Origin of the sequence: Rhodococcus sp. NPDC056960 (genome assembly GCF_042674125.1) — a bacterium.
Classification (GTDB): domain Bacteria; phylum Actinomycetota; class Actinomycetes; order Mycobacteriales; family Mycobacteriaceae; genus Rhodococcus_F.
The window spans coordinates 241,138-264,879 of sequence record NZ_JBHURF010000007.1 but is presented as its reverse complement, the minus strand read 5'-3'; the positions used below and the strand labels follow the sequence as shown (position 1 = coordinate 264,879).

At 68.5% G+C, this 23,742-nt stretch carries 24 protein-coding genes; 12 read left to right on the top strand and 12 right to left on the bottom strand.

The annotated features are described in order from the left end of the window. Window positions 1-19 precede the first annotated feature (19 nt). Complete coding sequence (locus ACFTWF_RS13545) at window positions 20-1,342, bottom strand: amino acid deaminase (protein WP_378461715.1); 1,323 nt, start codon at window positions 1,340-1,342, stop codon at window positions 20-22. 221 nt (window positions 1,343-1,563) lie between these two features. Between ACFTWF_RS13545 and ACFTWF_RS13540 the strand changes: the two genes are divergently transcribed. The 3 genes from ACFTWF_RS13540 to ACFTWF_RS13530 are packed head-to-tail and all read left to right on the top strand — an operon-like array spanning window position 1,564 to window position 3,770. Further along, complete coding sequence (locus tag ACFTWF_RS13540; protein WP_378461714.1) at window positions 1,564-2,568, top strand: sugar kinase; 1,005 nt, start codon at window positions 1,564-1,566, stop codon at window positions 2,566-2,568. Between the two features lie 4 nt (window positions 2,569-2,572). Further along, window positions 2,573-3,322, top strand: a complete 750-nt coding sequence (locus tag ACFTWF_RS13535; protein WP_378461713.1) for an IclR family transcriptional regulator — start codon at window positions 2,573-2,575, stop codon at window positions 3,320-3,322. Window positions 3,323-3,365: 43 nt separating this feature from the next. Then, the gene (locus ACFTWF_RS13530; protein ID WP_378461712.1) at window positions 3,366-3,770 is read left to right on the top strand and encodes a RidA family protein; all 405 of its coding nucleotides are present in this window, start codon (window positions 3,366-3,368) and stop codon (window positions 3,768-3,770) included. Window positions 3,771-3,774: 4 nt separating this feature from the next. Here ACFTWF_RS13530 and ACFTWF_RS13525 read toward each other — a convergent pair whose 3' ends face one another. Then, window positions 3,775-5,115, bottom strand: a complete 1,341-nt coding sequence (locus tag ACFTWF_RS13525; protein WP_378461711.1) for a potassium channel family protein — start codon at window positions 5,113-5,115, stop codon at window positions 3,775-3,777. Window positions 5,116-5,418: 303 nt separating this feature from the next. Here ACFTWF_RS13525 and ACFTWF_RS13520 point away from each other — a divergent pair, with 303 nt between their 5' ends. Continuing rightward, window positions 5,419-5,901, top strand: a complete 483-nt coding sequence (locus ACFTWF_RS13520) for a hypothetical protein (protein WP_378461710.1) — start codon at window positions 5,419-5,421, stop codon at window positions 5,899-5,901. 86 nt (window positions 5,902-5,987) lie between these two features. On the opposite strand, the gene ACFTWF_RS13515 is transcribed toward ACFTWF_RS13520, so the two are convergent. From ACFTWF_RS13515 to ACFTWF_RS13490, 6 genes are all read right to left on the bottom strand, one after another. Further along, window positions 5,988-6,212, bottom strand: coding sequence for a hypothetical protein (locus tag ACFTWF_RS13515; protein ID WP_378461709.1), 225 nt, complete (start codon window positions 6,210-6,212; stop codon window positions 5,988-5,990). 110 nt (window positions 6,213-6,322) lie between these two features. After that, entirely contained in the window at window positions 6,323-7,078 is a 756-nt protein-coding gene (locus ACFTWF_RS13510) for an AIM24 family protein (protein WP_011595185.1), read from the bottom strand. Further along, a complete protein-coding gene (locus ACFTWF_RS13505) occupies window positions 7,075-7,773 on the bottom strand; it encodes an AIM24 family protein (protein ID WP_378461708.1) in 699 nt (232 codons plus the stop codon). Before ACFTWF_RS13505 ends, ACFTWF_RS13510 begins: the two co-directional genes overlap by 4 nt. A 5-nt stretch (window positions 7,774-7,778) precedes the next feature. Then, window positions 7,779-8,402: an AIM24 family protein gene (locus ACFTWF_RS13500; protein ID WP_185725762.1), complete on the bottom strand. Its 624-nt coding sequence runs from the start codon at window positions 8,400-8,402 to the stop codon at window positions 7,779-7,781. A gap of 80 nt (window positions 8,403-8,482) precedes the next feature. After that, window positions 8,483-9,622, bottom strand: a complete 1,140-nt coding sequence (locus ACFTWF_RS13495; protein WP_378461707.1) for a DUF475 domain-containing protein — start codon at window positions 9,620-9,622, stop codon at window positions 8,483-8,485. Window positions 9,623-9,739: 117 nt separating this feature from the next. Beyond that, entirely contained in the window at window positions 9,740-10,315 is a 576-nt protein-coding gene (locus tag ACFTWF_RS13490) for a TerD family protein (RefSeq protein WP_087555181.1), read from the bottom strand. A gap of 258 nt (window positions 10,316-10,573) precedes the next feature. On the opposite strand from ACFTWF_RS13490, the gene ACFTWF_RS13485 reads away from it, so the two are divergent. The 8 genes from ACFTWF_RS13485 (at window position 10,574) to ACFTWF_RS13450 (ending at window position 20,319) form a co-directional block, all read left to right on the top strand. After that, window positions 10,574-11,695, top strand: coding sequence for a hypothetical protein (locus ACFTWF_RS13485; protein WP_378461810.1), 1,122 nt, complete (start codon window positions 10,574-10,576; stop codon window positions 11,693-11,695). 12 nt (window positions 11,696-11,707) lie between these two features. Then, window positions 11,708-12,934 carry an HpcH/HpaI aldolase/citrate lyase family protein gene (locus ACFTWF_RS13480; RefSeq protein WP_378461706.1) on the top strand — a complete coding sequence of 409 codons (1,227 nt, stop codon included), beginning with the start codon at window positions 11,708-11,710 and terminating at the stop codon, window positions 12,932-12,934. Further along, window positions 12,931-14,214 (top strand): phosphoribosyltransferase family protein, encoded by a 1,284-nt coding sequence (locus ACFTWF_RS13475; RefSeq protein ID WP_378461705.1) that lies wholly within the window; start codon window positions 12,931-12,933, stop codon window positions 14,212-14,214. The genes ACFTWF_RS13480 and ACFTWF_RS13475 overlap by 4 nt, the downstream gene beginning before the upstream one ends. Continuing rightward, window positions 14,211-15,320: a cysteine protease StiP family protein gene (locus tag ACFTWF_RS13470; RefSeq protein WP_378461704.1), complete on the top strand. Its 1,110-nt coding sequence runs from the start codon at window positions 14,211-14,213 to the stop codon at window positions 15,318-15,320. Before ACFTWF_RS13475 ends, ACFTWF_RS13470 begins: the two co-directional genes overlap by 4 nt. Further along, complete coding sequence (locus ACFTWF_RS13465) at window positions 15,317-16,195, top strand: HAD family hydrolase (protein WP_378461703.1); 879 nt, start codon at window positions 15,317-15,319, stop codon at window positions 16,193-16,195. Before ACFTWF_RS13470 ends, ACFTWF_RS13465 begins: the two co-directional genes overlap by 4 nt. A gap of 62 nt (window positions 16,196-16,257) precedes the next feature. Next, a complete protein-coding gene (locus tag ACFTWF_RS13460; RefSeq protein WP_378461702.1) occupies window positions 16,258-17,493 on the top strand; it encodes a TerD family protein in 1,236 nt (411 codons plus the stop codon). Between the two features lie 8 nt (window positions 17,494-17,501). Beyond that, window positions 17,502-19,061: a TerD family protein gene (locus tag ACFTWF_RS13455; RefSeq protein ID WP_378461701.1), complete on the top strand. Its 1,560-nt coding sequence runs from the start codon at window positions 17,502-17,504 to the stop codon at window positions 19,059-19,061. A 7-nt stretch (window positions 19,062-19,068) separates the two neighbouring features. Next, window positions 19,069-20,319, top strand: coding sequence for a VWA domain-containing protein (locus ACFTWF_RS13450; RefSeq protein WP_378461700.1), 1,251 nt, complete (start codon window positions 19,069-19,071; stop codon window positions 20,317-20,319). An 11-nt stretch (window positions 20,320-20,330) separates the two neighbouring features. On the opposite strand, the gene ACFTWF_RS13445 is transcribed toward ACFTWF_RS13450, so the two are convergent. The 4 genes from ACFTWF_RS13445 to ACFTWF_RS13430 form a co-directional block, all read right to left on the bottom strand. Beyond that, window positions 20,331-21,737 (bottom strand): ABC1 kinase family protein, encoded by a 1,407-nt coding sequence (locus tag ACFTWF_RS13445; protein ID WP_378461699.1) that lies wholly within the window; start codon window positions 21,735-21,737, stop codon window positions 20,331-20,333. A 117-nt stretch (window positions 21,738-21,854) separates the two neighbouring features. Beyond that, on the bottom strand, window positions 21,855-22,709 hold the full coding sequence (locus ACFTWF_RS13440) for an LLM class F420-dependent oxidoreductase (protein WP_378461698.1): 855 nt from the start codon (window positions 22,707-22,709) through the stop codon (window positions 21,855-21,857). A 41-nt stretch (window positions 22,710-22,750) separates the two neighbouring features. Beyond that, on the bottom strand, window positions 22,751-23,308 hold the full coding sequence (locus ACFTWF_RS13435) for a hypothetical protein (protein WP_378461697.1): 558 nt from the start codon (window positions 23,306-23,308) through the stop codon (window positions 22,751-22,753). A gap of 80 nt (window positions 23,309-23,388) precedes the next feature. Beyond that, window positions 23,389-23,709 (bottom strand): GYD domain-containing protein, encoded by a 321-nt coding sequence (locus ACFTWF_RS13430; protein ID WP_378461696.1) that lies wholly within the window; start codon window positions 23,707-23,709, stop codon window positions 23,389-23,391. Window positions 23,710-23,742: the final 33 nt, after the last annotated feature.

The following is a 23,742-nucleotide window of genomic DNA, read 5'->3' as shown; positions in this document are numbered from 1 at the left end:
GGAAGTCCTCGGCGGGGGATCAGAAGAAGGTGCGGATCAGGTCGACGACGACGGGATCGTCCGAGTCGTCACCGATGACGGGTATCCACCGCCACTTGTCGAACGCGGTGCACGGGTGCGACAGGCCGAGGCGGACGACGTCCCCGACGCGCAGATCGTGTTCGGGCCGTGCGGGATCGAGCCGCAGGAACGCGTGCTGGTCGTTGACGGCGGTCACTTCGGTGCCGACGAGGGGACGCGGCGTCGACCCGAGTTGGTCCGCGACGACCTGCGCGGTGGGCAGGCCCTCGTCGAACGGGACGTCGCGCTTGCCGGCGTCGAGCAGGGCGAGACCCGGCTCGGGACGGGACACCACCCGGGCCCACGTATGCATCGCCGACGTGAGCCGGCGCGCCTGGGCGTCGTCGCTGCGGCCGAACGGTGAGATCCCGGTGTAGAAGCCGTCGTCGTGAATGATGTAGGCGCCGGCACGGACCACCACTTTGGTTCTCCCACCGGCCAGTTCGGCGAGAACCTCGGCGACGACGTCGAAGTAGGCGCTGCCGCCGGCGGTCACGTAGACGTCCTGCCCCTCCGGGTAGCGACCCTCGGTCGCCAGCCTCCGATGCAGTTCGGCCATCGACCGAAGGTAGGTCCGGACCCTTGTGAGGGACTCCTCGGACGCGTCGTGCGCGAGCGCGCCCTCGTACCCGCAGACGCCGGCCAACCGCAGTGCGGGACTCTCCGCGATCCGGTCGGCCACCGCGACGGCCTCGGCCACCGATCGGGCGCCGGTGCGTCCGCCCTCGCCGCCGAGTTCGACCAGCACGGGCAGCGGCCGGACCACCGTGACGTCCGCGAGTGCCGCGGTCATCGCGTCGACCGTCTGCGGGGAGTCGGCCCACATCAGGACCTCGAGGTCCGGGTTCGTCTCCATCTGCTCGGCCAGCCACCGCAACGCGGTCGGGTCGACGAGCGAATTCGCGATCTGCACCCGGCGGGCACCGAATCGCACGGCCACCCGGAGCTGACCGAAGTTCGCCAGCGTGATGCCCCACGCGCCGCTGCGGATCTGCCGGTCCCACAGCACCGGAGACATCGTCGTCTTGCCGTGCGGAGCGAGGTCGACGCCGTGCGCGGCGCACCACGCCGCCATGGTGTCGAGATTGCCGGCGATGGCCGTCTCGTCGAGAACCATCACCGGAGTGCTGAAGGCGGACAGTCTCGGCTGCGTCGCGAGGAACTCGGTCTTGGTCCGGCCGTTGGCGGCGGAGGGGAGGGCCTTGTCCACGTCGGACAAGCGCAACTCGTCGAGCTCCGCCAGGGCGCGGGAATCGAGTGTGTCCGGTCCGCTGATGGTCATCGTCGATCCTGTCGTTCGGGTTCTGTGGGACTTGCCCTCGTCAGAGGAAGGGCACTTGAAGTGCTACGTTGCGCTATATGCAACGTTGATTGCGTTTTTGCGTCACCTATGTCTAGCATTGGGCTGGGTCATCGTCAACGGTCCGGTGTGGCATGCATCGCCGGGGCGCGGGCCCTCGAAACGCCATCCCGTGCCGGTCCGAGCAGTCGTAGAGGTAACAAGTGCAGGAATCGACCCCCACCCCCGAGTCCGGTGTCGCGTGCCTCGGTGAGGCGATGGTTCTCGTGGCCCCGGATTCGACGCTCCACCTGGCCGGCGCCGAGGCGAACGTCGCCGCCGGGCTCGCCGCGCTGGGTGTCCCGGCCGCCTGGGTCGGCAGGCTCGGCGACGACGAATTCGGCGCCCTCATCCGCACCGAACTGCAAGCCCGGGGGGTCGACGTCCGCGCCGTCGAGGTCGATCCCGTCAGGCCCACCGCGCACTACTCGAAGACCACCGCCCTCGACGAGCACGGTGAGCCGCGGACCGACAGCCGGTATTCCCGGGCGGGTTCGGCGGCGTCCGCCATGGATCCCGCATTCCTCGACACACCGGCCGTCGCGGAACTGTTCGGCCGGGCCCGCGTGGTGCACTGCAGCGGAATCACACCGGCCCTGTCCGATTCGTGCCTCGCACTGATGCGGCGACTGCTCCGCGACCGGCCGGGCATTCCCGGTGTCGTCAGCTTCGACGTCAACTGGCGTGAGCAACTGTGGCCGGACGGCGACCCGCGGATGGTCGTGGAACTGGCGAACCTCGCCGACCTGGTGCTCGTCGGCGCGGACGAGGCCCAGCGCGTCCTCGGCACCGCGGATCCGCACGAGTTGCGGCTTCTCCTGCCGGCGCCGGCCACTGTCGTCGTCAAGGACGGAGCGCATCGCGCGCTGGCCGTCGACCGGAGTGGCCGGAGTGTCGCGGTCCCCGCGCTCCACGTCGACGTCGTCGAACCCGTCGGCGCGGGTGACGCATTCGCTGCCGGGTATCTCAGCGGTATCGTGCGCGGCGACGACCAGCCCCGCTGCCTGCGCCGCGGGCACATCGGCGCCGCGGCCACCCTGACGGTGGCGGCGGACTCGGCGGCGCCGCCGCCCGCCGACGTGCTCGACGCCCTGCTCGGATGTTCCGAATCGGACTGGGCGGCAACAATCGTCACCGCCGACGGCTTCTCTCTCGGGAAAGTGGAGTGAACGGATGAGTCAGAGTGTCTCCCGTGCCCTGCATCTGCTGGTGCAGCTGGGCAACGGCCCCGCCAACCTCGACCAGCTGGCCGAATCCACCGGTGTCCACAAGACCACGGTGCTACGGCTGCTCCGGACGCTGTCCGACGAGCGGTTCACGTTCCGGGACAACAGCAACCAATACCACCTCGGTTCCCGCATCTTCGAGCTCGCCGCGCAGGCCACCGATCAGCGGGAGGTGCGGCGCATCGCGTCACCGCACCTCGTCGCGTTCAACCGCGAATACGGCCGCACCACGCACCTCGCCGCGATGGAAGGCGGCGACGTGGTGTACATCGACAAACTCGAATCGCACGATCAGATCCGGATGTACTCGCGAATCGGTCTGCGCGCCAACCTCAATTCCACCGCGGTCGCGAAGGTGATCCTCGCCGACCTGCCGGATTCCGAGCTGCGGCCGATCGTCGACTCGATGGACTTCTCCTCCCGCACGGCCAACACGATCACGACGCCCGAACGCTACCTCGACGAGATCCGCATGGTCCGGGAGCAGGGCTGGGCGCACGATCAGGAGGAGAACGAGCCGTCCGTCAACTGCATCGGCGTGCCCATTCGCGGCGCGTCCGGTCGCGTCGTCGCCGCCGTCTCCGTCTCGGTGCCCGACGTCGTGCTCAGCTACGAACGCGTCCTCGACCTACTCGAACCCCTCCAGGCAGTGGGGGCACGGATCTCCCGCGACTGCGGATACCGCGCCCAGCCCTGACCACCCGTCCGCTCGAAAAGTTAACACACACAGGAGAATCGACATGTCCGACACCACCGTCATCCGCACCGAAGGCGCCCCCGCCCCCGCGCACACGTTCAGCCAGGGCATCAAGAAGGGCAACATGCTCCAGGTGTCGGGGCAGGGACCGATGGACCCCGTCACCAACAAGTACATCGCCGAAGGCGACGTCCGAGAGCAGACCCGCCGCACCCTCGAGAACGTCAAGGCCATCCTCGAGGCCGGCGGCGCGAGCGTTGAGGACGTGCTGATGTTCCGCGTCTACCTCACCACCCGCGACGACTTCTCCGCGATGAACGACGTGTACGGAGAATTCATCGCCGAGAACGTGCCGAGCGGGCAGCTGCCGTGCCGGACCACGGTGTTCGTCGACCTCCCGCACGAGGTCATGCTCGTCGAGATCGACGCGCTGGCCGTGACCGGCTAGGCCGCTACGCGGTGACCAGGTGCCGGCAGCTCATCCGCGGTGACACGGGCAACTCGGTGAAGTCGGGCTCCGAGCCGTCCGCCGCCGGCACCTCCAGGTAGAGGTGGCTGCCGTCCGCCACGACGCCCTGCGGTTGCAGGCCGATCAGCTTGGCCACCATGTACGTGGCGCTCAGGCTGGTGACGTCACGGATGATCCCGAGCCGCAGCAGCGACCGCGTCTCCGCGATCGCCTCCTGCTCCCCGGCCCTCAGCACCAGTCGCAGTCCGGGCGAGACGGCCTGCGCCGCCACCGACACCGCGATGTTGTCCAGGTCGTCGGAACCGACGGCGGCCAGCGCGAGGGCGCGGCCGACACCGAGCCGTTCGAGGAGTCCGCGGTCGCCGCCGTGGCCCACCACGGTCGGGATGTTCATCGACCGCACGAGCCGCAGGTTCTTGGCGTGCGGGTCGCGTTCGACGCCCACCACCGCGACGCCGAGAGCCTGCAGTTCCCGGCAGAGCCGGAGCCCGACCTGGCCGAGACCGACGACGATGACGTGCCCGGAGCGGGGCAGGACGCGGCTGCCCACCAGACCGACCAGTCGGGGGCCGAGGAGGCGCTCGATGATCCCGGCGGTGAACATCGCCGTGAACACAACGGTGAAGAGCATCGCCACGGAGGCGAACACCGCGTAGGCGGGACTGCCGTGGGTCTCGGCTCCCGGACCCACGGTGGTCACCACCCGCACCGCTTCGTTGAACGCGTCGAGCGGTGCCACGTGCTGACCGAGGATCAACCACATCCAGTCGGCGAACAGGACGGCGAGCAGACCCGCGAGCCCGCCGAGCAGAATGCGGGTGCCGATGTCGTGGGACCGCAGCAGACCGGTCGCGCCGGTCGCCGCCATCCGCCACCAGTTCCGCCGGGGCAGGTCGACGTGCGCGCCCTCCGGGTGACCGTCGATCATCCGGACCGTCAGCATCTGGTCGCCCGCGTGCCGGGCCGCGACGAGGTCCGGATCCAGACAGGGCCCCGCAAGCGTGGGCGCGGCGAGGTCGGCGGGCGACGTCACCTCGCACTGCGGCAGCAGATACGCGAGTTGATCTGCGACCGTGCGGTCGAAGATCGTCACCATCAACGGAACCGACGCCGAGATGTGCGCGGCCGCCAGCGCGTACCGCAGCGCCACGACGTCGTCCCGCACCAGCACCGCCATCGCGCGGGGTTCGTCCGCCATGGCCAGTCGAAGCTCGTCATCGTCCGGAGCGACGAGGTGACGTACCTGAAAGTCCCTTTCGCGGAGGGATGCACAGACCCTTCGGGCCACGGTCGTTTCGCCGATGACGAGATATGAGTCGTTCACGTGTGGTCCTTCCGGCTCGGGATCACGAGAGCGTACCCGAGAAGAACCGCGGATCCCACCCGGGAATGCGTACCAGCGAGTAGCCGAGAACGTCCTGGAACACGTTATCGGCCAATGTTTTCCGACCGGGAAGCCCTACTCGTCGGTAGGTGTGCCCCGGATCGCGACCGGGACACCCCGACACTCGGACGGCGAGGGCATCGGTGACGGCGGGCGAACTCGTCGAGGTGTTCCGGCAGGCGTGCCCTGAGCCGGCGAAACGTAGCTGTGGCAGCCGGTCGGAGCCGGTGGGACGATTGAGGCATGCGCAAGAGGCGGTGGCCGGCGGCACCACCGCCCGCCACGGAGGGAGTCGCGGTGCACGGGCCGGTCGAGCTCGTGACGAGCCGCGATCTGAGTCTGCGCCTGTCGGAGGTCGTCGCCCACCCCACGGGCATGCTGCTGCACATCGAGCTGACCGCGAGGGGCAGATCCGCCGATCTGGCGCGCCACGAGACGCGTCCGCTCGACGATCCCGACGATCCGTCGGCGCGATGGTCGTATCTCGCGGTGAACGTTCGCGTCGACGACGTGGAGGGCGTCGCCGATCCCCGCCACCCCCATTCGCCGTCGGTGCCGGGCGCCGAGGGTGCGTCCGAATATCACTCCGCGCCGCACTACTGGATCAGCGACTATCCGGAGTCGGGGACGATCACACTGACCGTCGGGTGGAAAGCGATCGGACTTCTTCCGAGAACCCGCACGATCACTCTCGGTCCGAACCCGAGTCTGCGGCCCACACGGTAGACGGGCCCACACGGTAGAAATACGACGGTGCCCTTCGGCGCCGTGGGAGCGTCGAAGGGCACCTTCGTCCTGCGAGGGAACGCAGATCAGGGCAGGGGAACCCAGGTGCCGAAGAACCAGAATCCGTGCGGGCTCGGCGCGGGCGCCTGCTGGTTGTGCTGCTGGTCGTGCTGGGGCTGCGGGGCCTGCTGCTGCTGAGCGGGGGCGGGGTTGTGGTTCACCGGGTCGGCGCTGGCGACGCCTGCCCCGATGCCGAGGGCTGCGAGGGCGATACCACTGGTTGCGACGGCCTTGGTCACGACGGACTTCATGCGGTTCCTCCTGGAACGTATCGGATGCTGTGTCAGAACTTCCTGACACAGATCAGATTGCTCCCCGTCCCTGCCACAACTCTTCGCTCAGCCTGGCAATCTCCTGACGGTCAGCGAGGCTGCTCCGCCAGCTTGGCCGCGATCACGCCGTTGAGTCGTTGCAGACCGCTCGGGGTGATGCCGTGGATCTGGCCCTCGATACTGCGCACGACATGCGTGTCGCTGAGCACCTTCTCGCTCGACTGGATCAGAACCGTTCCGGCGCCGGTGAAGTCGAACTGGCGTTCCTCCCCGGAGTTGATTCCCATCATGTGGGCGCCGGCGGCGAGGAAGTTGCTGATCCACCCCTGGTCGTAGTGGTGACTCGGGGACGGGCAGTCGGCCCAGCCGACGAGCGCCTCGGGGTCGATGCGCAGCGGAGGTTCGGCGAACATCACCGGACCGTTGGACGACGCCAGGAACTTGCCGGTGCCGATGAGCGTCAGGAATCCGGGCACGATCGACTGGTTCAGGGCCAGACCCGGTTCGAACGCAAGGAGATTCGACGCCCGGATGGTGAGGTTGCCGTCGTCGAGGTCGTAGGAGTTGATGTCGTAACCGCGGTCGCCGATGATCAGCTTCCCGAAACCTTCGGCCACCGCGTAATCGCCCATGTACAGCGGTGCCGAGAACTGGTTGGCCACCATGTGCAGTGCGGCGCCGTGCAATCCGTGGGTCAGGGCCTGGAACTGCATCTGGCCGTAGTACGCGATCATCGCACCCTTGCGGATGAACCACGGCGCGGTGAGGTCGATGCAGAAGGCGTAGCTGTTGTCGGGAATGTTGTCGCTGGCGCCGAGTGTCGACGGGTTGTGGATGGCGGTCACAGTTTCTCCTCCGAAGCCTGAACGTAGACGATGCCCTGACCCGTGCACTGCAGTTGCATGGCTTCCCCGACGCCGCGGCCCATGGCCTCGCGCCAGCCGACAGCCGACTTCAGTTCCACCTGAACGCTTCCGTACGTGCCGACGAACGCGTCGGGGTCGACGAACACCGGATTCGTTCCGCCCACAGGCAGTTCGATGAAACCGCCGTGCGCGAGCAGGACCGCCGACCCGTACCCCGACAGTTGCGTCGTGAACATCCCCGTCCCGGAGAGTGCGCCCGCGGCCGCGCCGCGCAGGGCGCCGAGCATGCCGCGTCCACCGCCGCCACCCTGACTGGTCACGGAGATCACCGAACTCTGCAGTCCCGCATTGTGCGCGAGCAGCCGGGACGCCTCGACGCACAGCGCGCCGCCCTGCGACATGTCGACGACGTGCACCTCGAGCCCGGCGTGGCCGTAGTGCACCTCGCCCTGCCCCTGCGCGAGCATCGTGCGTTCGTGTTCGCCCTGCATCATGCGTCCGGCCATCCGGGTGAATCCACCCATGCCGGCCATGGACTGCGAGCCCGGCACCTGATGCGGCGAGAACTGGACCTGCCCGGTGTAGAACAGCATCGCGCCGGTGCGGGCCACCACACCCCCCGCCGCGCCGACGTCGACCTTGACGACCTTCGAGTTCACCTTCGAGAAGACCATGGTGTTCACCGCTCTGCCGGTTGAATGGAGACGACGCCGTGACCGTCCCACCGCAGGGAGAAGGCCTCACCGTTGCCCTGACCCACGGCGTTGCGCCACGACACATCCGTCACGAACGACTGCGTCACCTGCCCGCGGGCCGACACGAACGCGTCGGGATCGACCACGAGCGGATACTGCGGCGACACCTCCAGGTGGACGAGCGGTCCGCCGGCCGACAGCAGGGCCACCTGGCCCTGACCGGACACGGTCGTGGTGAACAGGCCCTGACCACCGACCCCGCCGCGCAGTCCGGTGAACGTGACGTTGGTGTTCAGGTTGCCGCTCAACGCGAGAAGCTGCTGCGATTCCACCTGCAGGGTCTCGTTCGCGAGGTCGACCACGGAGATGTACTGGCCGCCCACCGCGAGGTAGACGACGCCGTTCCCGGAGCATTCCATCAGCGACAGCGCCTCGCCGGTGGCGCGCCGCTTCATTCCGGCGAGCACCCCGTCACCGCCACCGAAACCTGCCGACTTGAAACTGACATTGCCCTCGTAGGCGATCATCGAACCCTGTATCGCCCGGATGGTGGTTCCGGCGAGCTGCGCCTCCACCACCTTCTTCGACTTCTCGAGCAGCCGGCCCATGGGTGCCCTTTCCAGTGTCGAGCGGCAGTGCCCGTGACCGAGTCACGTGCACTGCCGCTGGATGTGAGTACAGGCAGAACCTAGCCGACGGGCACCGACTGCTGCTCGTCTACGTCGTCGTCCAGGGTGCCGACCGCGGCGGCTGCCTTGCGGTTGCGGATGATGCTGGAGATGAACGCGGCACCGATGAGGGCGACGCCGACGAGTCCGGTGACGTTTTCGTTGACGTGGTAGCCGATGGAGACCAGCAGGATCACGGCCAGTGCGCCGATGGCCCAGTGGGCGCCGTGTTCGAGGTAGACGTAGTCCGACAGGGTGCCCTTGCGGACCAGGAACACGGTGATGGACCGGACGAACATCGCGCCGACGAAGCCGAGGCCGAGGGCGATGATGATCGGGTCGGAGGTGATCGCGAAGGCACCGATGACACCGTCGAAGGAGAACGACGCGTCGAGGACCTCGAGATAGAGGAACAGGAAGAATCCGGCCTTGCCGGTGGCCTTGGCCAGGGCGGTCGGGCCGCCGGACCCTTCGACGATCTCGCCGTCCTCGCCTTCCTCGGGGGTGTTGAACAGTTCCCCGAGGCCGTTGACGGCGATGTAGGTGACCATGCCGAGGACGCCGGCGATCATCACGGTGGAGACGGTGTCCTCGGGGGCGATGTAGGCGGCGGTGATCAGCAGCAGGACGCCGGCGATGACGACGGCGAGCTGGTCGAGTTTGCCGGCGCGGGCGAGGGGCTTCTCCAGCCAGGACAGCCAGGTGATCTCGCGTTCTTCGAGGATGAAGCCGAGGAACAGCATCAGCAGGAACATGCCGCCGAACGCCGCGATCTGCGGGTGTGCGTCGGTGAGCAGGGTTTCGTAGCTGGCGCTGCCGTCGGGGAAGTACGCGGCGCCGTCGGCGGGCGGGTTGAGGGCCAGGTCGAGGGCGGCGACGGGGCCGAGGCCGGAGGCGAGCCACACGATGACGAGGGGGAAGACCAGGCGCATGCCGAACACGGCGATGACGATGCCGACGGTGAGGAAGATCTTCTGCCAGAAGTCGCTCATGCGGCGCAGGACGGTGGCGTTGATGACGGCGTTGTCGAAGGACAGTGAGATCTCGAGGATCGAGAGGATCAGCACGAGGAGGACGGCCTGGGGGCCTCCGTAGATCGCGGCGACGATCAGCGAGACGATCGTGACCGCGAAGGAGAGACCGAATATGCGCAGAACCACGAAGCGTGGCCTTTCTCTAGTGGGCATGCAGGGTGGTTACTGCAGGGGACGAACACCGGGGGAGGGTTTCACGTCTGGGCCGTGAAACCCTCCCCCGGCTGAAGATCGAAACGACTGTCAGACGTTGACGCCGTAGTCGCGGGCGATACCGGCCAGCCCGGACGCGTAGCCCTGGCCGATGGCCCGGAACTTCCACTCCGCGCCGTGGCGGTACAGCTCGCCGAAAACCATAGCGGTCTCGGTCGACGCGTCCTCGGACAGGTCGTAGCGGGCGAGCTCGTTGCCGTTGGCCTGGTCGACGACGCGGATGTAGGCGTTGCGCACCTGACCGAACGACTGCGACCGCGTCTCCGCATCGTAGATGGAGACGGGGAACAGGATGCTCTCGATGTTCGCGGGGACCGCGGCCAGGTTGACGTTGATCACCTCGTCGTCGCCCTCGCCCTCACCGGTGGTGTTGTCACCGATGTGCTCGATCGAGCCGTCCGGGGACCGCAGGTTGTTGAAGAACACGAAGTGCTGATCCGACACGACCTTCTTGTCGGCACCCGCACCGATGGCGCTGGCGTCGAGGTCGAAGTCGGTGCCGGTGGTCGAGCGGGCATCCCATCCGAGTCCGACCGCCACCGCGGTCAGGTTCGGCGCCTCCTTCGTGAGAGAAACATTGCCGCCCTTGGTCAAGCTGACGCCCATTCAGGGGTCCTTTCGAGAGGAGGTGGGTGGACCCTCGACTGCTGTCGAAGCTCCGGGTTCGTCGTGCAACACCACGATAATGAATTTGTCCGACTTGTCCCATCCCGCGCACTGTCCACAGGTTTGTGCACAGGCGATTCCGGACCCGCCGGTGTTGTCGCCCCGACCAGTACGATTCAGAACGTGACGAGCGGATGGGCGGGACGCTTCCGAGGAAGAGCCCGGGGTGACGACTCGGCTCGCCGCGCCCACGACACGATGGTCGCAGCGTTTCTCGACATGGACAACCGGCAGAGCATTGCCGCCGCGGCCGTCGACGCGTCCGGGCAGCTCACCCCCGAACGCGGAATCCGGCGGGCATGGGAACCGGTGCGCGACGGCTGCTACCAGGCCGCGACGTCGTATCTGGCGGCCGAAGACCAGTTCGGCAACGACCCCTCGCCGGCGGCGACCGCCGCCTTCGAGCAGGTGACGCGGCAGCTGGTGGCCGCGACGCAGACGCTCGACGAGTTCTATCGCACACACCGCGGGCATCTCGAGGAGTCGACCGCGATGCTGGCGGCGGTTCCGCAACTCGCCCAGCAGGCCCTGCAGGTCGCCGCCGCCGCGCAGCAGCGCGCGCAGACCGAGGGGGCCGCGTACGCGGGGTACCCGTCGATGCGGGAGCGGGGCGCGGCACTCGACGCCGCGGTCGTGGCGCTGCAGGGCGCCCGGGGTGCCAACCCGGTCCGCGACGCGGCGGCGCGGGTCCGGGAGGAGTCGGCGGCGCTCGAGAAGGCGCTGGCCGCCGCGCCGTCCAAGGAGCGGGACGCGGCGCACGCGGTGTCGTCGGTGACGACGAGGATCGCCGCGGTGCAGACGCGAACCGAACGGCTCGCGCCCGCGTACTCGGCGCTGCTGCGCGAGTTCAATGCGGCCAGTTCGGCCGACCTCGTTCACAACGACCGCGAGAGCCGCAGGCACATCGGGCAGGCGGAGACCGATCTCACACAGGCTCGAAACGCGCTGACCGCGGGAAACCCGGAGGGTGCGCTCGATCTGACCGCCGCGGCGCGGACCCACCTGGTCGACGCCGAAGCGAAAGTGGACGGCGTCACCGACCGCCTGCTGTTGCTGCGGGAGGTCCGCGAAAACCCGCGGGCGAAGGAAAACGAGATCAGATTTCGCCTCCGCGACGCCCAGATGTTGGCTGTCAATCGCGGGCTCGTGCGGGAATGGGGGTCGGTGCTCGACGCGCAGCTCGAGCGGATCGACCGAATTGCAGGGACACTGACCGGCAGGCATCCCGACTACTGGGCGTACGTCACCCAGCTCGATGCCGTGTCGGCGTTCATTGCCGAGGTGGTTCAGAAGATGAGAGGACACACAGGACAGCGATGACACGGGGGGACGATGAGCATCAGCGATGAGGTCGTGACGACGGCGGTGCCGCCAGATGTATCGACGGGTGTCCGGCACGTGCGGCATTTTCACCACCTCGATCCCGAGACGCACGGGCGGCTGTTCCTGCACGCGCCGCAGGCGCTCGGGCCGGACGAGGATCGTGCGGTGCTGGCCGTCGCGCTGGGCGCGACGCTGTACGTGCCGGCGACGAGGCCGGACCTCGCGGAGACGATCCTTCGGCGGTCGGGTGACGGTGTCTGTTCGATGGTCCTGGACCTCGAAGACGCGGTGGCCGACGACCAGGTGGAAGCGGCGCTGCTCAACGCCGTCGACGCACTGGACCGGCTCGCGATCCACGGCGGCGCGCGGATGCAGCTGTTCGTGCGGGTGCGGGCCGCCGGGGACCTTCGGCGGATCGCCGACCTGCTGACCACCGGCGTCGACGTGTTGTCCGGGTTCGTGATTCCGAAGTTCGGCAGCGCGACGGGACGCGAGTTCCTCGACGAGCTGGCTGCGGCGTCGGAACGACTCGGCAAGCACCTGTACGCGATGCCCGTGCTCGAGTCGCCGATGCTGGTGCACCGGGAGACCCGGGACGACGAACTCGCGAAGATCGGCGCACTGCTCGTCGAACACCGCGAGCGGATCCTCGCCGTGCGCATCGGCGCCACCGACATGTGTGCCACGTTCGGCATCCGCCGCGACCGCGACCTGACGATCTACGACGTGCGGGTGGTGGCGGACGCGATCGCCGGCATCGTCAACTTTCTGGGGCGCGCCGACGATTCGGGGCACGTCATCACCGGTCCGGTGTGGGAGTACTTCGCCGATCACGAGCGGATGTTCCGGCCCACCCTGCGCGCCACGCCGTTCGAGGAGCACAACGAGGTGCGTTTCCGTCAGCAGTTGGTCAGCCGGGATCTGGACGGTCTGCTCCGGGAGATCGCCCTCGACCGCGCCAACGGCATCCAGGGTAAGACGGTCATCCACCCGACCCACGTCGCGGCGGTGCATGCCCTGTCCGCGGTCACGCACGAGGAGTACCACGACGCCGTCGACATTCTCGGCGCCGAGAATGCAGGCGGCGTCCAGGCGTCGGGATATCGCAACAAGATGAACGAAATGCGCCCGCACCGCAGCTGGGCCGAGAAGACACTCGTCCGGGCGAAGGTGTTCGGCGTGACAAACGAGGGAATCACGTTCGTGGATCTGCTGACCGCACTGGCCGTCCGATGAGCTCACCCGCCGCCGTGCGCGCGGTGCCGTGGGCCACGGAACATCTCGGGTTGACGCTCGCCCACGTGGATTCGGGCTCGGGGGTGACCGTCCCCGAACTCGTCGAACCCGGCCTGCGGCGCAACCCGCGACGTGCGCATCTGCTCGTCTCGACGGTCCTCGGCAAGCACGTGCCCGCCGACCCGGGTGCCGTGATCGCGGCCGGCGACCGACTCGGTGATCTGGTCGCCGGGGTTCTCGGACCGGACGCAGATCCCGTCGTGCTCGGATTCGCGGAGACCGCAACGGGTCTGGGCCATTGCGTCGCGACCCGGTTGCGTGCCCGGTGTTACCTGCACTCGACCCGCAGGGACGTCCCCGAGATCGGGACGTCCGCCGGGTTCGAGGAGGGTCACTCGCACGCGACCAGCCATCAGCTGCAGCCGACGTCCGTCGGGTTGTTCACGGGCGATCGCCCTCTCGTCCTGGTGGACGACGAGATCTCCACCGGCGCCACCGCGGTCGACGCGATCCGCGCGCTGCACCGGCAGAACCCCCGCAGCCGGTACGTCGTGGCGTCCCTCGTCGACATGCGTGAGCAGTCCCACCGCGACGCCGTCGACGCCGCCGCGACGGAATTGGGTGTGCAGATCGACAGTGTGAGCCTGGCGCTGGGGCGCACCGAGCTTCCGGACGGGCTGATCGATCGCGTCGCCGCCCTTCCGGACCCGGTTCTCAACCCGGTCTGCGAGCGGAGCGGAACCGTCGAGCGGGTCGACATGATCTGGCCCGCAGCGGTTCCGGAGGGCGGGCGGCACGGATTCCTGCGGGACGACGCAGAGCACTTCGACGAGGCCGTCGCGTCCGCGGCCGCGGCGCTCGGCGATCGGCTCGACCCGCAGCGCCCGGTGATCGTCGTCGGCCACGAAGAGCTGATGTATCTGCCGCTGCGCATCGCGGACGCGTTGTCCGCGGCCGGATTCCGGGTGCGGTTCCAGACGACGACGCGTTCACCCGCGTACGTCCTCGACGAGTCCGGGTACCCGCTGCGCCGCGGATTCCGCTTCACGGCTCCCGAGGCGGGGGAGGAGCAACCGCGTTTCGTGTACAACGCGCAGTGGCCGGACGAGGACGCTGTCGTGGTTGCGGTGATCGACTCGCCCGCCGACACCGACCGGCTCACAGCATCCGGTGGTCTCCTCGACGTCCTCACGGCGTCGGGAACGGACGTGGTTCTGGGCGTGGTGTCCGGAGCCGACCCGCGGGCGCTGCGGGCCGCCCGTGTGGGAGCGACGTCGTGACGGCGCCGCTGACCGGCCCGGCGTTCGGTTCGTACGCCGCCGACGAGGTGACATGGCTGCTGAAGGACCTGTCGCACGTCGACCTCGAAGCGGATGTCGCCGAGCGGGAGCGCCGCATCCAGTCGGGCGACGCCCACTACGCGGAGACCCTGCCCGTCGAGTACCAGCCCGACGCGGAGTACCGCGAGCTGTTCGAGAAGGTGCTGCAGGACAGTGCCATTCGGTTGGCACGCGCGGTCGGAACGGTGACCGACCTCGTGCTCGCCGAGCGGGGCAGCGACGTCACCCTCGTCTCCCTGGCCCGGGCGGGGACACCGGTGGGTGTGCTCATGCGCCGCTGGGCGCGTGAGGTCCACGGGTTGACGCTGCCGCACTACGCCGTCTCGATCGTCCGGGACCGGGGGATCGACGCGGTCGCGCTCGACTACCTCGCCCGTCACCACGACCCGGCGAACGTGGTCTTCGTCGACGGCTGGACAGGCAAGGGCGCCATCGCCCGCGAGTTGTCGCAGGCACTGGCCGACTACCGGACGGCCGGCGGCGCGGAGTTCGACGGCGACCTCGCCGTCCTCGCGGATCCCGGGCACTGCGTCCGCACGTTCGGCACCCGCGACGACTTCCTGATCGCGTCCGCGTGCCTGAACTCGACCGTGTCGGGTCTGGTGTCGCGGACCGTCCTCAACGACACGCTGATCGGGCCCGGCGACTTCCACGGCGCCAAGTTCTACGCGCACCTGGCGGGCGAGGACGTGTCGAATCACCTCCTCGATTCCGTCAGCGCGTCCTTCGGCGACGTGCGCGGGCACGTTCCCGGCGACGTCGAGGTCCTGCTGCGGTCGGACCGGACCCCGACGTGGGAGGGCTGGACGTCCGTCGAAGCGGTCCGGGAGCAGTACGGCATCCGGAGCGTGAACTTCGTGAAGCCGGGCGTCGGCGAGACCACCCGCGTGTTGCTGCGGCGCGTGCCGTGGCGGGTGCTCGTCCGCGACCTGGACGCCCCCGAGCACGCGCACATCCGGCTGCTCGCCGCCGCACGTTCGGTCCCCGTCGAAGAGATTCCCGGCCTGGCGTATTCGTGCATGGGCCTGATCAAGGATGTGACATGACCGCGTTGATCGCGACCGACCTCGACCGGACCATGATCTACTCCCGCGGGGCCATGGAACTCGCCGTCACCGAGAGCGACGTGGCCGGGCGGCCCGGCGACGAGGATCTACTGTGCGTCGAGGTGTACGACGGCAAACCCCTGTCCTACGTCACGTCGGCGGCCGAGGCCATGCTGCGGGAGCTCACCGCGGCGGCCGTGGTCGTGCCCACCACCACGCGCACCGTCGCGCAGTTCCAGCGCATCGACCTGCCGGGGGCGCCGTGGCGGTATGCGATCACCACCAACGGCGGGAACATCCTCGTCGACGGTGTGCCCGACAGGGCGTGGCGGTCGGGCGTCGACGTCGCGATGGCCGACGGCGGGGCGTCGCTGGTGGAGGTCGGCGCCGAGTTGAGTCGCCGCGTCGACGACAGCTGGGTCCGCTCGTCCCGGGTGGCCGACGACCTGTTCTCCTACCTGGTCGTGGATCTCGACGCGATGCCGGCGGACTTCGTCGCGGAGTGGAACGACTGGTGTGTGGACCGCGGATGGGGAGCGTCCCGGCAGGGACGCAAGATCTACACGATGCCCGACGCGGTGTGCAAGAGCCGAGCGGTCGCGGAGGTCCGTTCGCGGCTCGTCGACGACGGCGTGCTCGCGCCGGAAGCGGCAGTACTGGCGGCGGGGGACGGGGCGCTCGACGCCAACATGCTCAGTGCCGCCGACGCCGCCATCCGGCCCCGGCACGGCGAACTCGAAACGCTCGACTGGCAGCATCCGACGCTGTCGGTCACCGGAAGCAGCGGGATCGCCGCCGGTGAGGAGATCCTGCGCTGGTTCACGGACCGGGTCGCGCGGGGTGCGGGGACGACGGCGGCCGGCGCTCTTTTGTAGGTTGTAGGCAAACAGACCAAACGGGACAAACCCGACGCTCCCACAGTGAAGGAACCACCGCAGTGTCCACTCCGCTAGCCAAGGGTCAGAACGGCCCGCTGAGCGTCGACGACGTCATCGTCTCCCTCGAACTCACGGCCGCCGCCGACCTGTCCGCGTTGCTCGTCACCGACTCGGGGAAGGTCCGCTCGGACGCCGACTTCGTCTTCTTCAACCAGCCGACCGGTCCCGGGGTGCAACTCGTCCCCGGAGCGACCGGGCAGGCGGCGTCGCTGAAGGTCTCGCTCGGCGCGGTGCCCGCCGACATCGCCCAGGTGCGCGCGGTCATCACCCTCGACGACGCCACCAGCAACTTCGGCCGCTCCGCGCCGCCGACGGCACGGGTCGCCGACGGATCCGGAAACTTCCTGTACGAGTACAAGATCGAGGGTCTGAACTCCGAGTCGATCGTCATCGCGCTCGAGCTGTACCGACGCCAGGGCGCGTGGAAGGTCCGGGCCGTCGGGCAGGGTTATGCCGGCGGATTCGCCGCGCTCGTCACCGATCACGGTGTGTCCGTCGACGACGCGCCCGCACCCGCCCCGGCCCCCATCCAGCAGCCGCCCGCAGCGGCACCGGCCTATCCGCCGTCGGCTGCACCGGTCCCGCCGGCCGCACCGCCCGCACCGCCTGTCCCCGCCGCACCGGCTGCTCCGGCCGAGGTCAGTCTCACCAAGTCGCGCCCGGTCAGCCTCACCAAGGGCCAGAAGGTCACGCTCCGTAAGGACGGTGGCGTCGCGCTCACGTACATCCAGATGGGACTCGGCTGGGATCCGATCGAGAAGCGCGGCATGTTCGGAAACCGTTCCTCGAACGTCGACCTCGACGCGTCGGCGGTCCTGTTCGCGGACAACAACATGGTCGACGTCGCCTACTACGGGCAGTTGACGTCGAAGGACGGGTCGATCCGGCACCAGGGCGACAACCTCACCGGTGAGGGCGCGGGCGACGACGAGGTGATCCTCGTGGATCTCACCCGCATTCCGCCGCACGTCTCGACGATCGTGTTCATCGTGACGTCCTACCGCGGGCACACGTTCGAGCAGGTGAAGAACGCGTTCTGCCGCCTGGTGGACACCACGTCGAACGCCGAACTCGCCCGGTTCACCCTGCAGGGCGGGATGCCGTTCACTGGAATGGTGATGGCGAAGGTGTACCGGGTGGGCGGCGAATGGAAGCTGCAGGCCATCGGTGAGGGCATCCAGGCCAAGCACGCCGGTGAGGCCGCGCCTCAACTCGGCCGCTTCCTCGGCGTCTAGGAGCGGCGGTGACGGTCCACCTCGTCGCGGGGCAGAACTCCCCGCTGCCGTCGCGTGTGCTGCGTTTCCGCGCGGTCGATGCGACGTCGGTCGACGTGTCCGCGCTGATCGTGGACGGCGATCTGCGCACGCTGTCGTCCGACCATTTCGTGTTCTACAACCAGCGCCGCGCCGCCGGGGTGGAACTCGACGCGGATGGCACGATCGGGCTGCGACTGGACGAGGTGGACCCCGCCGCGGCTGCCGTGCTGTGCGTAGTCAGCGTGGATGGTCCGGGGACGCTGTGCCGGCAGGGCCTCTCCGCCACTCTCGCCGCTGAGAACGGCCATCCGCTCGTCGTTTTCGACGTTCCCCTGGTCGGTTCCGAGGTGGCCGCGATCTGCCTCGAGATCTACCGCCGCGGCACCGCATGGAAGGTGCGCGCCGTCGGCCAGGGATACGACGGCGGTCTCGCCGAACTGATCACCCGGCACGGCGTCGAGGTGGACGAGCCGGCACCCGCTGTCGCCGCAGAGATTCCGGCGGTGCCCGGGCCCGCAGGCATCCCGCTCGACCCGGCGCACTCGTTCGAGCGAGCCTGGATGATCTTCGAGGACGCGGCCCGGTCCGCGGCGTCGTTCCGGTCCTCGCGCGATTATGCGCAGGCGCGGCTCGACGACGAACTGTCCGCGTCGGTGGCCGACCCGTCCACACGCAACAGTCCGGCGGTCGTGCAGTCGCAGGCCGCCGCGCAGCAGCGTAGCGATGCCCTCGTCGCCGAGGCGCAGCGCAAATTCGACGGTGAGACCACACAATTGGCCGATGAGCTGCGCGCCATCGACCCCCTGCTGCCGCGGTCGCTGGCCACGTTCGAATCCGCAGCCTGGACGAACCCGGTTCCGATTGATGCAGCGGCGGACGGACTGCGGCTCGGTGAGTTGTCCGCCCCCGACCTCGGTGAGCTGCGGGTGCCGTTCTGCGTCCACTACCCGCCCGGGCGTCCGCTGTGGATCGTCGGCGACCCGGCGGAGGCCGCACCGGTCGTCGCGGCGCTGGCGGTACGCATGCTGGTGGCGTCGCCGGGAATGGCGCCGCGGTTGGCCGTCGTCGACCTCAGCGGCTCCCTGCGCACGCTCACCGAACCTCTCGGTGCCGTGCTGGATTCGCCCGTGGTGACGTCGGCCTCCGACGTCACCGCCCGGCTCACCGCGCTGTCCGAGAGTGTCGACCTCGCAGAAATGGCGGCCCGCAGCGGAATCCGAGACAGCATGCCCGAGCCGCGGCTGGTGATCCTGGGCGACTTCCCCCACGGATACGGCACCGAGGACGCCGCACGCATCGTGCACCTCGCCGATCACGGCCCCGCGGTCGGAACGTCGCTGATCATCGTCGGCGACAGCGCCGGCTCCGAGTCGGATGCGGGAGTCGCGGTGCTCGAACGCATCGCCCGGCAGATCCCGACGTCGGGCATCCTCACCGTCTCCGACCCGTGGACGGGCAACGACTGGATCCTCACCCCCGACCGGCTGCCCGATCACCCCCTGCACCGCGCCTCGGTGCTGGATTCTCTGACCGGGCACGGAAAGTGAGCGCACAGTGACAAGTCTTGCTCGCGGAGAGAACGTCGAGATCGCCCGCTCGCGGACGAGCATCGGGGTCGCCGGCGCCCGCCGGGGCGAGGTCGACCTGATGGTCTTCCAGCTCGGAGCGGACGGACGGGTGCGGTCCGACGACGACTTCGTCTTCTTCAACAACCCCCGCTCGCCGGAGGGAGCCGTGCACTTGGTCGCGGCCGACGGCGTCGACATCGATCTCGCGGCGGTGCCCGCCGACATTCACAAGCTCAGCATCGCCGTCGCGCTCGACGACTCGGTGCCCGGCAGTCTCGCCGATCGCGTCGGGCTGGGCGTTGTGATCGATCAGCACTCCGGGGCGTCGCTGGGAGCGGACGCCGCCGGGTTGAGTACCGAGCGCGCTGCGGTGCTCGTCGAGGTGTATCGGCGCGGTGCCGGGTGGAAGGTGCGGAACGTGTCGGCAGGATGGGACGGCGGACTCGCCGTCCTCGTCACCGAACACGGTGTGGATGTGTCGGAATCAGTGCCCGCCGACGATGTTGCCGTGCGGACCGTGCCGGACGAGCTGGGTCTGTCGTTCGAGAAGCGGCAGAAGCTCGACATGCGCAAGCGTGAAGTTGCAAAGGTGCTGCTGCACAGGGGTGCAGGTGAGGTACGTGCCCGCGTCGTTCTGGTGATCGACAAGACGGGCAGCATGCGACGTCAATACTCGACCCGGGCGATCAACCGGGTGGTCGAGCGGATGGTGCCGGTGGCCACGCAGATCGACGACGACGGTCGCCTCGAACCGTATCTGTACGCCAAGCACTTCGCCCGCCTGCCGGACATCGCCGTGCACGAGGTCGACACCTGGTGCGAAACGTTCCTCCATCTCGGGGGTGTCCACGGCGGAATCGATTACAGCGCAATCGGCGGATACAACGACGAACTGCCGATCATGACCGACATCATCTCGAATCTTCCGCCGCGCGGTGGAACTCCCACCCTGGTGCTGTTCTTCACCGACGGCGGATTTCAGCAGCGCGGCAAGATCAGCGAACTCATGCGCCGAGCCTCCGGTCTGCCCGCGTTCTGGCAGTTCGTGGGAATCGGCCGCGCCGACTACGGGCTGCTCGAGAAACTCGACACCCTCGACGGGCGGACCATCGACAACGCAGGGTTTTTCGCGGTCGACGACATCGACACGATCGACGACGCCGAACTGTATCGCCGGCTGCTCAGCGAGTTCCCCGACTGGCTGCGCGCCGCGAAGTCGGTGGGTGTGGTCGGGTGACGCGCCGGGCGTCACTCGTCCGGTAGTTCCACCCCGAGTTCGCGGGCCTTCGCGGCGACGGCGTCGGGGAAGACGTTGCGGAACAGGAACAGGTCGTGCCCGATCACCCAGCCGGGTGCGAGTTCGGTGGCGTACCGCTCGAAGTAGCCGAGTTGCTTGCCGAACAGAACGAGTTCCTCGGGGCTGGCGACGCCCCACCTCTTGCCGATGCCGATCAGCGCCATGATGAGTTCGCTGAGCCGCAGTTCGCCGAGGTCCCGGCCCAGGAGGGGCGCGAGGGCGGCGGCCACCTGGAGTCCGATCTCGTCGTCGGTGGCGTCATTGTCCTGCGCGTAGCCGAGGTTGCGGATGCCGCGGGCCATGCGGGAGAAGTCGCCGTCGATGAGGGTCGCGTAGAACATGTCGCGCAGGATCTGCCGCCACGACTCGGGCAGCTCACCGACGATGCCGAAATCGAGCATCGCGATGCGGCCGTCGTCGAGGACCCACAGGTTGCCGGCATGCACGTCGCCGTGGAACGGGCCGTGGAGGATGACGGACTCGATCCACACCTTGACGCCGCGCCGGATCAGCATCCGGGTGTCCATGTGGACGAGATCGGGGAACCGGTCGAGGGGCAGGCCGTACATGCGTTCCATGCAGATGACGTGCGGACCGCAGTAATCCCAATACACCTCGGGTGTGGTGACGCCCTCGTTGTCGCCGAACGCCCCGATATTCGTCCTGAACCGGGCCTGCCGGTCGGCCTCCACCGCGCTGTTGAGTTCGGTCATCGTGGCCGCGTGGAGGTCGCGGATGATGGCGGTGGCGTTGGCGATGCGGAAGAACTCGAACAGTTTCTCGAGGATGCGCGCACCCCAGTACGCGGTGCGCAGGTCCACCACCATGCGGCGGAAGATGTCGGGGCGTTGAACCTTGATGACGGCTTCCCGGCCGTCGGGGAGTACACAGCCGTGCACCTGCGCGACGGACGCGGCGGCGAGGGGGACGTCGTCGAACGACGCGAACAGTGCGTCGACGGGATGTCCCAAGTCGGCTTCGATCACCCGGCGGGCGTCGTGTGCGGGCACCGGCGGAACGTCGTCGAGACAACGCAGGCAGGCGTTGGCCAGCGGCGCGGGGAACACGCCGGAGGACGACGCCATCAGCTGCCCAACCTTCACGAACGTCGGGCCCAGCACCTCGAAACCGTTGACCAGGCCCTCCGACGCCGCGTCCGCAAGGGTGCGGCCACGACGTCGGAACGGCCAGGTGACCAGTGCCAACAGGGTGTAGGCGACGACGACCACGCCGATGACCAGTGCCCGCCACAGTTCGGCGGCGCGGAAATGATCGAGGCTCGCGGTATGCACGGTCAGGGCTGCAGGTGGCGGACCCGACGCGTACGGGCCGACCGGACGTGCCGTTGGCTCTTGCACAGTTCCTACCTTGCGTTCAGTCCTGCCTGCCGTTCAGAAGGGGACCATACCCCGACCGTCTCGGCGAACCCCTTTCAGTATGCGGTACCCGTCATCACACCATTTCGTTAGCGGAGCTCAGAGTCCCAGCGCGCCTGCGAGTTCCCGCAGGGCAGGCACCGGATCGTCGCCGGCGGGGAGCACCTGGATGGCGACGTGATCGGCGCCTGCGTCCAGATGTTCCCGGAGGCGGCCTGCGACGTACTGCGCGTCGCCGTGGGCCGCGAGCGCGTCGATCAGGTCGTCGCTGCCGCCGTTCTCGATCTGCTCGTCGGTGTACCCGAGCCGCTTCAGGTTGTTGACGTAATTGCGCAGGTGCAGGTACGGATTCTCGACGGCCGCACGTCCGATCGGGCGTGCCCGCTCCGCGTCGGTGTCCAGCACGACCTTCTGTTCCGGTGCGATCACCGGACCCTGCCCGAGCAGCTCTCGGGCTTCCTTCGTGTGCTGCGGAGTGGTCAGGTACGGGTGCGCGCCGGCGGCACGGGCCGCGGACAGTTCGAGAACCTTCGGTCCGAGCGCCGCGAGAACCCGTCGTCCGGCCGGGACACCGGCAGCATCGAGGACGTCGAGATACTCGACGAGTGCGGCGTACGGCTTGCTGTAGTTCAGTCCGGGCTGCTCGGGATGGCCGACGCCGATGCCGAGGAGGAAGCGCCCCGGATGGCGGTCCTCGAGCCGGTGGAACGAGGTCGCGATGTCCTCGGCGGGCGCGGTCCAGATGTTGACGATGCCGGTCGCGACGGTGATCGTCGATGTCGCGTCGAGCAACCGTTCGGCGACCTCGAGGTCGGCCGGCGGGGAGCCGCCGATCCAGATCGCGCCGTAACCTGCCGATTCGATCGCCGCACCCACCTCGGGTGCCAATCCGCCGGCGTGACGCCAGACGCCGAACTGTCCGAGCTGCGGGGTTTCTGTTGTGGTCTCCGTCATGTGGCGTGCAACCTTCCCTCGTGGGCATTCATTCCGGTATCTCAGATCTGATGAAGCCAGGATCGGAACAACAGCGCGCCCGCGGCGGCGAGCACCAGCGAGACGGGAACCGCCCATGCCGGACCGCCGTCGCCGAGAAGGCGCTGCGCGAGTCCGACCAGCAGGGAACCGATAACCCTCAGGATGCACAGGGCGACCGGCACGAGCAGCAGACCGAGGACGAGATGCACCAGCCAGGCGCCGGCGAGCGTCGGACCACCCCAGCTGTACCTGTAGGAATCGTCGGTGATCAGCCCGTAGAACACTCCCCGGAACGCGGCGACCAGGCTGAGAAAGGCGACGAACCAGGCCACCGCCCCGATCGACAATGACAGCGCCGAGTGTGTGAAAATCCGCCACCACGACGGCGAATGGATGTCGGACGTGCCCGGTTCGGCGGCATCGAGCTGCCACCGCGCGGCCCGGCGATGCCGTCCGGATGCCGCGGCGCCGAACGCGACGAGGCCGGTCGGAAATGCCCTCAGCGCGAACAGGGCACGGCGAGCGGACTCGGTGACAAACGGATTCACCGACGTCGAGCCGGCCTGGTCGGTAGACATGGCTCGACGCTATCGGTCGATTCCGCCGCCGCACATCATCCTGCAGAACGATATTCGCTACCGCGGGCGAGTACGGATGGTCAGCTGCCGGGCGCCCGGTACTCGGCCTCCCGGCGGACCGCGTCGTCGACCTGTTCCGGGGTCAGCAGTACCACCGATTCGGACCTCGCGGCGCCGGAGGCCGCGGTGCGGATGCCGAGTGCGGCGGCCGCGACGTCGTCGGGCACGTCGCCGATCACGAACAGATCCCGGCCACCCAGTGCGAAGTAGCAGGATTCGACTGTGCCGCCGACGCTTTCGACCATCTGTGTGATCGCGTCGCGTCGTGCGGTGCCACCTTCTGAGAGCAGCCCTTTCGCGCCGTCGGGTGAGTACGTGACCTGCCAGAGGTATCTCGGCATCGGTGCCTCCTCGATTGTGGTGTCCTCTCATGG

Excerpts from the sequence above, each read along its gene's own strand:
- ACFTWF_RS13545 (WP_378461715.1), bottom strand. The coding sequence starts at position 1,342 with ATGACCATCAGCGGACCGGACACACTCGATTCCCGCGCCCTGGCGGAG.
- ACFTWF_RS13535 (WP_378461713.1), top strand. The coding sequence starts at position 2,573 with ATGAGTCAGAGTGTCTCCCGTGCCCTGCATCTGCTGGTGCAGCTGGGC.
- ACFTWF_RS13530 (WP_378461712.1), top strand. The coding sequence starts at position 3,366 with ATGTCCGACACCACCGTCATCCGCACCGAAGGCGCCCCCGCCCCCGCG.
- ACFTWF_RS13520 (WP_378461710.1), top strand. The coding sequence starts at position 5,419 with ATGCGCAAGAGGCGGTGGCCGGCGGCACCACCGCCCGCCACGGAGGGA.
- ACFTWF_RS13515 (WP_378461709.1), bottom strand. The coding sequence starts at position 6,212 with ATGAAGTCCGTCGTGACCAAGGCCGTCGCAACCAGTGGTATCGCCCTC.
- ACFTWF_RS13505 (WP_378461708.1), bottom strand. The coding sequence starts at position 7,773 with ATGGTCTTCTCGAAGGTGAACTCGAAGGTCGTCAAGGTCGACGTCGGC.
- ACFTWF_RS13500 (WP_185725762.1), bottom strand. The coding sequence starts at position 8,402 with ATGGGCCGGCTGCTCGAGAAGTCGAAGAAGGTGGTGGAGGCGCAGCTC.
- ACFTWF_RS13490 (WP_087555181.1), bottom strand. The coding sequence starts at position 10,315 with ATGGGCGTCAGCTTGACCAAGGGCGGCAATGTTTCTCTCACGAAGGAG.
- ACFTWF_RS13485 (WP_378461810.1), top strand. The coding sequence starts at position 10,574 with ATGGTCGCAGCGTTTCTCGACATGGACAACCGGCAGAGCATTGCCGCC.
- ACFTWF_RS13480 (WP_378461706.1), top strand. The coding sequence starts at position 11,708 with ATGAGCATCAGCGATGAGGTCGTGACGACGGCGGTGCCGCCAGATGTA.
- ACFTWF_RS13475 (WP_378461705.1), top strand. The coding sequence starts at position 12,931 with ATGAGCTCACCCGCCGCCGTGCGCGCGGTGCCGTGGGCCACGGAACAT.
- ACFTWF_RS13465 (WP_378461703.1), top strand. The coding sequence starts at position 15,317 with ATGACCGCGTTGATCGCGACCGACCTCGACCGGACCATGATCTACTCC.
- ACFTWF_RS13440 (WP_378461698.1), bottom strand. The coding sequence starts at position 22,709 with ATGACGGAGACCACAACAGAAACCCCGCAGCTCGGACAGTTCGGCGTC.
- ACFTWF_RS13435 (WP_378461697.1), bottom strand. The coding sequence starts at position 23,308 with ATGTCTACCGACCAGGCCGGCTCGACGTCGGTGAATCCGTTTGTCACC.
- ACFTWF_RS13430 (WP_378461696.1), bottom strand. The coding sequence starts at position 23,709 with ATGCCGAGATACCTCTGGCAGGTCACGTACTCACCCGACGGCGCGAAA.